The organism is Pseudomonas sp. LB3P14 (assembly GCF_054898045.1).
In genome coordinates this window covers 685,175-697,338 of sequence record NZ_CM142714.1, presented here as the reverse complement: position 1 = coordinate 697,338, position 12,164 = coordinate 685,175, and the positions used below count along the sequence as shown (strand labels likewise).

The following is a 12,164-nucleotide window of genomic DNA, read 5'->3' as shown; positions in this document are numbered from 1 at the left end:
CGGCTTGGTTGTCGTCAGTAGTTGCAGCACGTCCTGCTCTTGCGCCGCCTCCAGCACTCGACCCTCACCTTCTTGCCGCCCTCGTGGCTTGGCGGGCACGGCTTCCCAGCCGCCAGTCAGATAAGCCTTGTAGGCAGAGATGATGGTCGGCGCGCTCAAGCCGGTACTGGAGGAGATGCTTTTCAAGGTATGCCCGGCCAGGCGCAGCTCTACTGCATGCACTCGACACTGGTTCAACTGCGGCAAGGGATGATTGCGCGCTCTTGGCATGTCTGCCTCCCCGCTTCTTGTTTTTAAAGATTTATCGGCTGAGTCAGATTGGACATCTATTATGCATATTGTCCAAACACAACAATAACAATACCTCAGGGCTGCGCCCTTGCAACAGGAGAAAAAAGCCATGCATGCGAGTGAACAGGCACGCCTGCTGGAGGCGATCGTTGAAATCGCCCTCCAGGCCGGACTGCTGATCATGGAGGTTTACCAGAGTGACTTCGATGTACGTGGTAAGGACGACGCCTCGCCGGTAACTGTCGCCGACGAACGTGCCGAAGCCCTGATCGTTGCGCAGTTGCAACAGCTCAAGCCGCAATGGCCAATCGTTGCCGAAGAGGCCGTCGCCGCTGGACAGATACCGACGGTCGCAGATGATTTCTGGTTAGTCGATCCGCTGGATGGCACCAAGGAGTTCATTCGTCGCAACGGTGAATTCACCGTCAATATTGCGCTGGTCCAGGGCCGTCAGCCGCTGCTCGGCGTAGTGCTGGCGCCGGCGTTGGGTCGCCTGTATGCCGGCGCCCGCGACCTGGGTGCCTATGTCGAAGATGCCGACGGCAAGCGTGCCATCAGCGTGCGCCAGCCACCGACGGCAGGTCTGGATGTGGTTGCCAGCCGTTCTCACGGCGATGCCGCAGCCCTTGATTCTTTTCTTGCCGGACGCCTTATCAACTCGCAAATCAGCGCGGGGTCTTCTCTCAAACTGTGTCTGGTGGCCAATGGCAGCGCCGACCTCTATCCCCGCCTTGGCCGCACCATGGAGTGGGACATTGCCGCCGGCCACGCGGTGTTGACTGCCGCTGGCGGTCGTGTGCATACCTTGGAGGGCGATGACCTGGCGTACGGCAAAGCCGATTTTGCCAACCCATTTTTCGTCGCCTGCGGCGCGGAGGCTTGAGCATGTTGCAACCGCACTCCTCGATACTCGAACTCTGCCATGTCGTCACTGACATGGATGCCGCGCTTCAGCACTGGACCCAGGTCCTGGGTGCCGGTCCCTTCTTCGTCGGAGAAATGGAATTCACCGAAGGCCAGTTCCATCGCGGCGTCGCCACCCCTGTTGCCCTGCAAGTCGCATTCGGCTGCAGCGGAGGGCTGATCATAGAGCTGGTCAAGCCTCTGGGCGATCACCCTTCGGTGTTCCGCGAAGTACTCGAAAGTCGTGGTCCTGGCTATCACCACGTGATGCCACGCATCGACTACGACACAGGTTTCGAACGCTTCAACCAGGCGGGTTATGACCTCGCCTTCCAAGGTTCCATGCCCGGCGGTGAGCGTTGCGCATTGTTCGATACCCGCGCCGACAACGGCGGCTTTATCGAGTTAATGGATATGTCGCCAGCAATCGTGGAGCAGCTGCAACGGATTTCCCAGGCTCACTTCGACTGGGACGGTCACAGCGACCCGGTACGACCACTGGCTAGCCTCTTCGTCTGATCCGCTCATTGAAGGAACCCGTCATGAATCCACTGGCTACCCTGCAACAATTGGAGACCGAGCGGCTGGCGTTGCGATTGGTCGAATACCCTGAAGTGCGTGGCGCCCGCGAAGGAGCGCGCGAACGCCTGTTGTCCAGCGACCCAGCGGCAAGCAGCATTGAAGGCCGCCTGGGATTGGAGCGGGCGCTGGACCAATGGACGCTGGCCCTGGCGATGCGCGAATCCAATAGCGATCCACAACGACCGAAAATCACCTGGAACGTCGACAACACTCCCCGCTACTGGGACGGCCATCTCTATCCCGGTGCTGTGCTAGCCGTGGACAACCCTGACAACGTCAATCGTGAAATGCCCCTGGACGGCAATAGCCGTTACCTGCTCCAAGGAAGCTTTTCCAGTAACCGCACGGCCAACTTCAGCCTCAAGCTGGAAGTTGAACCTGGCGATCATGGAGGCATCGACGAACATCTCTGGATGCTCACCAGCCAGGAAATCGAATGCGATGAGGATGGCCGCTTTCGTATCAGCATCGGCCCGCAACCAGGCGGCAGCCAGCACATCCAGACCCGCCCCGGGCGTCTGACTCTGTATGCCCGTGACAGCTTTTCCGATTGGAGACAGCAGGCCACCGAACTACAGATCCATTACCTCGACGACACGCCCCTGGCGCCGCCGTTTAGCGAAGCACAACTGGCAACACGGGTCGCCGATTTTCTACCGAGCTTCGTCGCCTTCTGGGCCGGCTTCAAGAATGGCTTTCTCGATAATCCGACCCCTAACTCATTAATCGGTCCAATCGGACGACAAGCGAGTTGGGGTTACCTCGCTGGTGGCCGCTTTGCTCTGAGCGATGACCAAGCCCTGGTCGTCACCATCAACCATGGCGGTGCGCGCTATTCGGGTTTTCAGATTACCGACCCCTGGACCGTGGCGCCCGACCCGCTCTACCACCAGAGCAGCCTCAACAGCAGCCAGCAGGCAGCCAACCCCGACGGCAGCGTCACCTTCGTGATCGCCCTAAATGACCCCGGCGTGCACAACTGGATCGATACCTGCGGCCTGCAAGCGGGCTGGTTTCTGTTGCGCTGGCAGGGTTTTGCCGGCGCCATCGAGCCTTCAAACCTTGTGCGCGATTACCGCTGCGTGCCACTGACCGAACTGGAACACGTCCTGCCGCAGGGCTGCCCGCAGGTCGACCTGCAGGGTCGCCGCCGGCAACTCGCGCCCCGCGCCGAACAGTATCGCCTGCGTACTCACTGATGCCTGTGCAAACAACAAGAACGGAGATCACGATGACCCAGTCAAATACCCTTTCAACCCCTCTGGGTGAATGGCTTGAAGTACAACAACTGCTGGACGCTGCCCAGCACAAGACCGGGTTGATCGACTGGGGCGACGACCCCAGCTTTCTCATCGGCCTGGAACGCCTGGTCGAGTCGGTCAATCGAATGCAGGCACCCGCAGCCTTCAATCATCAAGCGCGGGCACGTTTGGGGCATAGCCTGACAACGCGCCTGAGGTTGGTAGAGGATGCGCGACTCCATCCGGAAATCACAGCTGCCACCATCGAACGCCCCATCGTAGTTGTCGGCCTGCCACGCACTGGCACAACCGTCTTGTATGACCTGCTCGCATTCGACCCTGCGACTCGCACGCCACGCGACTGGGAGTTCGCCATGCCGTGGCCGGCCACCGAGGCGGCAACATTTACCACCGACCCACGTATCGATATCCTTAACCAGCAGTTCGCCCAGATCCTCGCCGGCGCGCCTGCCCTTGCCGATATCCAGCATTTCGAAGCGACCAATCCCAGCGAATGCAACCTGGCTCTAACCCATCATTTCGCGACCACCCAGTTCTTCGCCGAATGGTCGGTACCGGACTACTCGCAATGGCTGCGTGATGTGCGCCCACCAGGCCAGTACAACACCCACAAACGTCTGCTCCAGCAACTGCAATGGAAAGGCCCGCGCGGGCGCTGGACGCTGAAGTCGCCAGGTCATTTGTTTGATCTCGAAGGGCTGCTCGGCGCCTACCCCGATGCCGGCCTGATCTGGACCCATCGCGACCCACTGTTCGCCCTGTCCTCGCTGGCCAGCATGATCTGCCAGTTCCGCCAGGTGATCGGTATCGACTTCGACCCGAAAAACGTCGGCCGCCAAGTGCTGGACATGTGGAGCACCGCGCTAGAACGCGCCTGCGCCAGCCGTCGCAATGATCCGGCCATCAACAGCGCAATCCTGGACATCGCCCACCGCGACGTGATCGCTGACCGTAATGCCGTGGTCAAGCGCATTCATGAACACTTCAACCTGCCGTTCAGCGATGAGCATCAACGCAGGCTCGAAGGCGAGTCCGCCGCCAATGCCACTGAGCGCCTGGGCAAGCACAAGCACCGCCCCGAAGACTTCGGCCTGAGTGCCGAGATAGTGCGTGAGCGCCTGCCGCTTTACTACGCCGACTGTGGCCAGTTCTTCTGATCGACCCTCACAGTTTTCAAGGAGACCAAACATGACCCATGTACTCGATCGCTTCCGCCTCGACGGTCGCACAGCCATCATCACCGGCGTAGGTCCTGGTGTCGGCGAACACGTCGCCAAGGCTTACGCTGAAGTAGGCGCCAATGTCGTACTCGCTGCGCGCAACTCCGAACGCCTGGCGCGTATCGTCGATGAAATTCATGCTGCGGGCGGCAATGCCATCGCCGTACCCACTGATGTTGGCCAGGCGGACCAACTGAAACACTTGGTCGAACAAGCCCACAAGGCCTTCGGGCCGGTACACATTGTCTTCAACAATGCCGCTGCTGGTGTCGTCGAGATCGATGCCGGTATCTGGGGCAATACTGAAGAGGTCTGGCAGACCGCATTGGCCGTCAACCTGTTGGCCCCTTATCGATTGGCCGAACTGGTGCACGAAGACTTCAAAGCACACGGCAAAGGCAGCCTGATTACCGTGCAGAGTTGTGGCGGATTTACGCCGATCGCACCCTCGTTGGCCTATGGTTCGACGAAAGCCGGCCTGAGCATGCTGACCCGACAATTGGCCAAGGTTCTGGCCCCCTATGGGCGAGTCAACTCTATCTGTATCGGTTCGATGAGCCCGGACGGTGTCGAGTTGGAACACCACAAGGGGTATAACCTGGCGGCGCGCAATGCCATTCAACGCATCGGTGCCGCAGACGAGGCAGTGGGTGCCGCTCTGCTGCTGGCGGGTGATGCTTCCAGCTATACCACCGGCAGCATCATCTATACGGAGGGGGGACGAGTCGGAACACTGTCGTAACGTACAAAATGTCTGTCCCGCTAAACCTGAAATGCCGCGTCTCCTTGCTTTTTGCTAGAACGCCTGCGGTGTGTCGGTTGCAGCTGATATGGCTCCTTTCGACTTCGGCATGATCACAGCATTACTCGAGTAATGACCCGAACTACTGGGCTCGTTGGATTAACTCCGGGTTGAGATCGAGTAGGAGGCGGCTTCACAGCCGCCGTCCTCTCACATACATGGACGCCCCCCAGTTTGCCGAGCTTTCAATTCGTGACGACACAGACGGGGTTGAGATTGCAGCCATACATCCGAACTTTTTGTGAGGCTCTACCTCTGTCTCTGATGGATTTCGCTGATCGGGCTCTTATCACCACCACGCGCTCGAAGCGCCTGTGAGAGGGCAGAGTTACCCGATCCCGGTCTGACCTGTCTTGCCATCACGTCATGATTGCCTGGGCAACCTTGGAAGTACTCCTCCTAACGCATCATCGCTTAACTCCACTGGTCTGGTTACGCTCCTGCGACAGCAGGGGTGTAGCCAGACCGGAATCTGCGGTCGTGGGGCAACAGCGCCCAGGCAATCCGGGCATTCTTGTTGGCCTGTGCGATGACTGCCACATTCGTGTTGCGACGAGCCAACAAACCCTTCAGCCAATCCGCTGAGGGATCAGTTTTACCTTCGGCGTAACGAACCACCGCTCGCGCACCGTGAACCAACAATGTGCGCAAATAGCTATCGCCTTGCTTGTTGATACCCAATAGCGTGGACTTGCCTCCGCTCGAATGCTGTCGCGGTACCAACCCCAACCATGCTGCCATCTGCCGACCGTTGGCGAAGCTCTTCGCATCACCTACCGACGCGACCAGTGCGCTCGCAGTGATTGGCCCAAACCCCGGTATTTCTGCGAGCCTGCAACTGTCCTCGTTCCCGCGATGCCATTGTTGAATTTCCCGTTCAAGTTGACTCACCTGCCAATCCAGCTCCTTCAAATGATCGCCCAGGCACTGCATCAGTTGCCGAAATGATCCAGGTATGCCGTTCTCGCCGTCTTCCAGAATGCCCGGCAAGCGCTCGGCGATATGCCTGATCCCTTGCGCGATGACAATGCCAAACTCACCGAGCAGACCTCGAATTGAGCTCGCTTGTGCAGTACGCGCCTTAACAAAACCCTGACGCGCACGATGCATGGCCAAAACCCCTTGTTGAAAAAACCTTTTCTGGAAACATTGAGCCTGGCACTGGCGGTCTACCCAAAGACCCGGGTGGAGACCACCGAAAGTGGAATAAATATTCTGCCGAGTGCGGGCGCCGAGGCTCGTGGGTAAGCTCCATTGCCGCACTCACCAGCGATGTCGTGGTACTCCGCTTTGCGCTGCAAGCATCATCTTTACGGAGGGTGGGCGGATCGGAACATTATCCTGATTCATATCGAAAAGTACCTTGATTAAGGGGCTGCTGATCCCCGGACATATGTCCGAAGGTCAATGTCCAGTGATTGCGATCTGATGACGGGGCGCCAGGACTCGTTGGTGAGCCTATCTTTTCAGATAGGACAATTACCCGATGGAGTAACGCACAGTGCACTGATTGCGTTGACTCGCTGCGAGCAATTGACAGATGACTCCATTCACGCAGAACAACCTTCACAACTGTCCTTTGGACTTGCCGCTGGCACAGGCAGCCTTGCTCAAAGATCGTATTCTCAACAAGCACATTGAACCCTTGGGGATCACAGCGGCCCAGTTCAAAATATTGATAAGTACCATTCAGTTCGGGATCGACACCCCGGCAGGTCTTTGTCGACACCTATCGCTCAGCAGCGGCGCAATGACGCGAATGCTTGACCGTCTGGATCAGAAAAATCTGCTGACCCGCCAGCGTCATGAGACAGACCGACGCCAATTCCGTCTGATTTTGACGGAAAAAGGCGAAAGTCTTGCAGTTCGATTAAAACAGATCAGCGCCGACACCATGAATGAGCTCCTCGGTGTACTCGACCCCATCGAGTTGACAAACCTGGAGCGCATTTTGCGCAAAGTGATTGAGGCCAATAACTCGGCCACGGCACTTTAGATAGATGAGGCATTTCCGTTTCAAAACGTTGGCCGCTTCACATACGTGACCTGAGGCTAAATATGACAGATAGCTGCTTTGGGGCAGGCAGCTAACGGCCAATTTTGTAGAGCTACTCGCACAATTAAATAGCATGCTAATTACAAGCCAAACTATGATGAGCAAACTCCTCAGCTGTAGACTTCATCATGACTGACATATTGACACTTGGTTTTGCCCTGCACGATAGCGCCCGGTTGATGCGCAAGCGATTTGAGCAACGCGCTCGGCACGTCGGCCTCACTCGCTCGCAGTGGCAAGTGCTTGCCATGCTGTCGAAGCACGAGGGCATCCATCAAAAAGGGCTCGCGGACTTATTGGAGCTGGAATCAATCACTCTTGTGCGTCTGCTGGACAAAATGGCTGAGCGCGGACTGCTTGAACGACGCCGTCATCCTACGGATCGACGCCTATCCCTGCTCTTCTTGACGGAGCAGGCTCATCCGCTTCTGGAACTCATGCGTGACATGGGCCAATCGACACGCCAGGAGGCCACGGATGGATTCTCTGAAGAGGAGGAACAGCTGCTGCTGCAGATGATGAAGCGGATGAGATCCAATCTGATCGAAGCCTGCAGTCTTCCCATCGACCAGGAGAAACATGGTCATGACTGATCAATACCTGAAGTCACCTACTCAGGTTCCTGTGATGCCCTCGGCCTCAAAGCTGGAAGGCCCCTCTTCAACCGAGGCACGCAAACCAAACCTCGGACAAACTGAGGGAGGACAAAGCAACGCGCCCCCTGCCCGCCCAAAACGTCAGCTCATACGGACAGCACTCTTTACCTTATTACCCATCGTGCTTCTGGTCGGTGGTTACCTGTATGTCACGGGCGGACAGATCATTTCCACCGACAATGCCTACATACAAGCCGATCATGTTGGCGTCTCCACCGATGTCTCGGGCTTGGTCGCCTCGGTTGATGTCAAAGACAATCAGCGGGTCGTCAAAGGTCAAATACTGTTCACCCTGAAGCCGGAGCCCTTTCAGATTGCGTTAGCGAGTGCCAAGGCGCAACGGGACAACGTGCGCAATCAGATCCTCAATCTTAAAGCCAACTACAATCAAGCGCTGGCTGAAATCGATCAAGCACAAATCGACCTCGCGTACTACCAGGCCAGCTTCCAGCGACAGCAAACCTTGGTCAGCGTTTCTGCGGTGTCTAAAACCAACTACGACGATGCCAAGCACGCGCTGGACAGTACCCGGCAAAAAATCGCCGTTGCCAAGGCCACAGCACAAATGGTGCTGGCGCAATTGGGTGGGCATATCGAGACACTCGTCGAACAGCAGTCCACGTTTCTACAGGCCCAGGCCGCAGTCGACGAAGCGCAGCGCAACTTGAACAACTCAGTCGTCAGGGCTTCGTTTGACGGTGTCGTGACCAACGTTGATTCGCTGCAAGTCGGCTCCTATCTACAACCACCACAATCGGGCATCAGTCTTGTTTCGGCCGATCACCTGTGGGTAGCGGCCTCACCCAAGGAAACCGAATTAACCCACATGAAACCCGGTCAGCCCGTCGATATCAGCGTCGATAGTTATCCCGGCGCCCGGTGGCACGGAATAGTCGAAAGCATCAGCCCGGCGTCGAGTTCAAGTTTCTCGTTGCTACCCGCGCAGAACACCACTGGCAATTGGGTGAAGGTCGTGCAACGGATTCCCGTACGCATCAGCATCGATGATGCAGCGGAAAAACCGCCGCTGCGCACCGGCATGAGTGTGGAAGCACAGATCGATACAGGTTTGGCGCGTGGCCTTCCGCAAATGTTCTCGGGGATGTTTGCGAGCAAGGCTCCCGCCCATGAGTAATCCTGCAACGACTGAACCGGTGGCCCATCGAGGGATGATCACCGCTTGCGTCGTGCTGGCCGTGATTATGCAAGCGCTCGACACCACCATTGCGAATGTCGCCCTGCCCTACATGCAAGGCAGCATCTCGGCCAGTTCCGACCAAATCAATTGGGTGCTGACCTCCTACATCGTCGCAGCTGCAATAATGACGCCGCCCTCCGCCTTTCTGGCCAGACGCTTCGGTCGCAAACGCGTGCTGCTGTGGGCAATTGTCGGTTTCGTCGTCTCGTCGATCTTTTGCGGCTTGGCGCAGTCGCTGGAGGAAATCATTCTGGCCCGTCTGCTGCAAGGGCTTGCAGGGGCGGCGTTAGTGCCTTTATCCCAAGGCATTTTGCTGGATATTTACAGCCTCAAAGAGCGCGGTTCAGCCATGGCACTGTTCGGTGTGTCAGTCATGGTCGGCCCGGTGTTGGGCCCGATGCTCGGCGGCTGGCTGACTGAGAACTTCAGCTGGCGGTGGGTATTTTTCATCAATTTGCCCATTGGTTTACTGGCGCTGACTGGGATCGTCTACTACGTCAGAGAAACGCCGACCGACACTTCCTCACGCTTGGACTGGCTCGGCTTTGGTTCGCTGAGCGTGGCAATCATGGCCCTGCAACTGTTTCTCGACCGAGGGGAACAACTTGATTGGTTCTCTTCCGGTGAAATCCTGATCGAAGCAGTGGTGGCCGCCGTCGCCATATACGTATTCCTGGTCCACACCTTTACCGCCAACACGCCCTTCATCAGCCCTGACTTGTTCAAGGATCGTAATTTTTCGGTTAGCGTCATCTTTATCTTTATCATCGGGATTACCTACCTGGCCTCCTTGGCGCTGATGACCCCCTATCTGCAAACCCTGATGGGTTATCCGGTGCTAACCGCCGGCATGGTATTGGGGCCTCGTGGGTTGGGCACGATGCTGACCATGTTCCTTGCAGGCCGGTTGCTGGGCAAAATCGATACGCGCTTATTGCTGCTTACAGGACTGGGATTGTCAGCACTGTCCATGTGGCTGATGACCGGCTGGACGCCTGATGTGTCGATACAAACCGTCATCTATGTCGGCTTCATTCAAGGCACCAGTCTGGGAATGCTTTTTGTGCCGCTGACCACGGTCGCCTTCGCGACATTGCCAGCCACCTTACGGGCAGAAGGTACTGGGCTTTATGCCCTGTCGCGAAATGTCGGTTCCTGCGTCGGGATCTCTATAGTCACCGTGCTGCTTGCTCAGAACGTTCAGATCAACCATGCGGAAATAGGTGCCTACATCACGCCATTCAATCGGGCCTTTGACGCCTGGCCGATCAAGAGCTATCTGGACCCGATGGTCGCGTCCGGACGCGCAACATTGGACACAATGGTCACGGTGCAGGCCAGCTGGATCGCTTACGTGGATGACTTCAAGCTGCTGATGGTGTTGTCACTGGCAGCCATGCCGCTACTGCTGATTATTAAGCTCCAAAGACTCTAGCAAATGAAGAGCCAGCACCGATCATAGAGTAGTTCAAGGACTGCGGCAGATCTCGGATCACTAGAATGCATACGATCCGCGGTATCGACCGATGGTTGCAGACTTCGATAGCTCGGCGTCGTTCCAGGCGGCCTGTGCTCTCGTGTTTGAAAGCATGCACCAACCGAGTGGTTACACCGAGCCGCTTCTGCATCGGTTCCGCGCCATGTTCAAACATCAATGCCAGTAGCCCTGAGCGCATTCCCACGCCAAATGTGGGGATGCGACGTTATGATTCCTCAAACAAACCTGTAAGTTCCCGTGCACTTTGATCGGGAGCGGGCCCTATATGTGAGTCAACCACAACACCAACACCAACACATCGAGCTCCGGTATACGGCCAGTACTGGATTGCCGATCAATATCACTCGCTCATACGGGAGTCGTTAAAGAAATCATCCTTAGCGATCAGACCGAAATCATCGCCGACAATAGCCCTATCAGCACGGCCGTCATCGCTGAAGAGAGTCTGGGTACGCCGTTCCTGCTTAAGACTAGCAACTGCCTGGAAGAAGCAGCTTTCACATAGGTGCAGCTCATAGCGCTCGCCATCATGTTTCATGCCGTACCTCCAGTGCGCTTGTAGCGTGGCGAATTGAAGCCCGCCACTTTTCACCCGAGTGGAGAGCTGGCAGACGTCGCACACGACATCCGTGACGGATTCTATTTCGACCTTACCGGTAATTTTCATCACTACTCCCAACCAACCGTTACAATTGAAGATATCAGCATATAGGTGCTGTCGGCTGGGGGTACAACAACACAGCGTGTGATTGAGCCGTTGCAAACGGCTGCTTGGCTAAGTCATCTTTCGACCCACAACAGTCGGTCGTGACTCCTACGAAATCAGGTACGAATCAGTGAACATGAGCGCCGTGATCTCGCTCTCATCAATGCCAAGGATGGATCCATTGAATATTTTCCAAACCTAGTAACAACTCGGTACATTACAAACCTTAACTTCGGTTACGACATCAAACCAAATTGGCGCGTTCCAATAGCACGAGGCTCACCAACACAAGAATCAGCCAAGATATTCAGGTCAACCTGCGCAGCTTGGATTTCGCCGCAGAGGATGAACCTGAAAGCTTGGATCTGGAGCAATTTATCTCTTCCTTGATCTCGTCTATGCCCACGACCACGTCATCGTATTTTGGATACACTCTCGAAATCTGAATGCAAAATCATAACAGGGGCCACTATCAAGATCGCAGCCGCGAAGACGCCCAATTTCAAAGCCGGTAAGTCCTTGAAAGACGCGGTTAATTAAACGCGCGGAGCGACTACCCAATACCAACTGTCCAAAGAGCTGGTATGGGGGCTTCAGCAACCGTAAACGCTTACCGGTCAGCTTAGAACCGTCCAAGGCATCTGTACGAAGTCCGCTTAGGCGTCATTTTTCTCAGAACTTTCATTAGTGCTGCGTGACGCACTGCTTAACCGCTGCTGAATCCTCAACAGGAATCCGGCTTCAAAGGCATCCTGGCAATCACCGACAGGAAAGGTTTTGCGCGCTTGCGCCAACTCCCACCACAGGGGAATCTCGCCGGGCGTATCAAGCCAAGCCTGAGCGCATTGCACGCCACGTTCGATCATCGGGGCAAATCCGTTGCCCCAAGGCGTCAGAAGACTTGGGCTACCATCCGCCGCCGGAATTGAAATGTAGTTTTCGTCCATACCCACCCTAGACTTCTGATTTATTGTTAGACGCTGGGCCCAG

11 protein-coding genes and 2 pseudogenes are annotated in these 12,164 nt (G+C 56.5%); 10 read left to right on the top strand and 3 right to left on the bottom strand.

What is annotated here, in order from left to right; genetic code table 11:
• Positions 1-400 precede the first annotated feature (400 nt).
• The 5 genes from cysQ to ACYZT5_RS03250 are packed head-to-tail and all read left to right on the top strand — an operon-like array spanning position 401 to position 5,000.
• Positions 401-1,174 carry a 3'(2'),5'-bisphosphate nucleotidase CysQ gene (cysQ, locus tag ACYZT5_RS03270; protein ID WP_462049758.1) on the top strand — a complete coding sequence of 258 codons (774 nt, stop codon included), beginning with the start codon at positions 401-403 and terminating at the stop codon, positions 1,172-1,174.
• Between the two features lie 2 nt (positions 1,175-1,176).
• Positions 1,177-1,713, top strand: a complete 537-nt coding sequence (locus ACYZT5_RS03265; protein WP_462049757.1) for a VOC family protein — start codon at positions 1,177-1,179, stop codon at positions 1,711-1,713.
• Between the two features lie 23 nt (positions 1,714-1,736).
• Positions 1,737-2,975, top strand: coding sequence for a hypothetical protein (locus tag ACYZT5_RS03260; RefSeq protein WP_462049756.1), 1,239 nt, complete (start codon positions 1,737-1,739; stop codon positions 2,973-2,975).
• Positions 2,976-3,007: 32 nt separating this feature from the next.
• Positions 3,008-4,195, top strand: a complete 1,188-nt coding sequence (locus tag ACYZT5_RS03255) for a sulfotransferase family protein (protein WP_462049755.1) — start codon at positions 3,008-3,010, stop codon at positions 4,193-4,195.
• A gap of 31 nt (positions 4,196-4,226) precedes the next feature.
• Entirely contained in the window at positions 4,227-5,000 is a 774-nt protein-coding gene (locus ACYZT5_RS03250) for an SDR family NAD(P)-dependent oxidoreductase (RefSeq protein WP_462049754.1), read from the top strand.
• A 492-nt stretch (positions 5,001-5,492) separates the two neighbouring features.
• On the opposite strand, the pseudogene ACYZT5_RS03245 reads toward ACYZT5_RS03250, so the two are convergent.
• Positions 5,493-6,188: pseudogene (locus ACYZT5_RS03245) on the bottom strand (IS110 family RNA-guided transposase); the annotation flags it as partial.
• A 412-nt stretch (positions 6,189-6,600) separates the two neighbouring features.
• Here ACYZT5_RS03245 and ACYZT5_RS03240 point away from each other — a divergent pair.
• The 4 genes from ACYZT5_RS03240 (at position 6,601) to ACYZT5_RS03225 (ending at position 10,405) form a co-directional block, all read left to right on the top strand.
• Positions 6,601-7,056: a MarR family winged helix-turn-helix transcriptional regulator gene (locus ACYZT5_RS03240; RefSeq protein WP_462049753.1), complete on the top strand. Its 456-nt coding sequence runs from the start codon at positions 6,601-6,603 to the stop codon at positions 7,054-7,056.
• A 188-nt stretch (positions 7,057-7,244) separates the two neighbouring features.
• Entirely contained in the window at positions 7,245-7,709 is a 465-nt protein-coding gene (locus ACYZT5_RS03235; protein ID WP_462049752.1) for a MarR family winged helix-turn-helix transcriptional regulator, read from the top strand.
• Positions 7,702-8,907 (top strand): HlyD family secretion protein, encoded by a 1,206-nt coding sequence (locus tag ACYZT5_RS03230; protein WP_462049751.1) that lies wholly within the window; start codon positions 7,702-7,704, stop codon positions 8,905-8,907. The genes ACYZT5_RS03235 and ACYZT5_RS03230 overlap by 8 nt, the downstream gene beginning before the upstream one ends.
• Before the next feature lie 34 nt (positions 8,908-8,941).
• A complete protein-coding gene (locus ACYZT5_RS03225; protein ID WP_462049750.1) occupies positions 8,942-10,405 on the top strand; it encodes a DHA2 family efflux MFS transporter permease subunit in 1,464 nt (487 codons plus the stop codon).
• Positions 10,406-10,808: 403 nt separating this feature from the next.
• Here ACYZT5_RS03225 and ACYZT5_RS03220 read toward each other — a convergent pair whose 3' ends face one another.
• Complete coding sequence (locus ACYZT5_RS03220; RefSeq protein WP_462049749.1) at positions 10,809-11,135, bottom strand: hypothetical protein; 327 nt, start codon at positions 11,133-11,135, stop codon at positions 10,809-10,811.
• A gap of 498 nt (positions 11,136-11,633) precedes the next feature.
• Between ACYZT5_RS03220 and ACYZT5_RS03215 the strand changes: the two are divergent.
• Positions 11,634-11,714 (top strand): annotated as a pseudogene (locus ACYZT5_RS03215) (HU family DNA-binding protein); the annotation flags it as partial.
• 116 nt (positions 11,715-11,830) lie between these two features.
• On the opposite strand, the gene ACYZT5_RS03210 reads toward ACYZT5_RS03215, so the two are convergent.
• Complete coding sequence (locus tag ACYZT5_RS03210; RefSeq protein ID WP_462049748.1) at positions 11,831-12,121, bottom strand: LasR-specific antiactivator QslA; 291 nt, start codon at positions 12,119-12,121, stop codon at positions 11,831-11,833.
• Positions 12,122-12,164 lie beyond the last annotated feature (43 nt).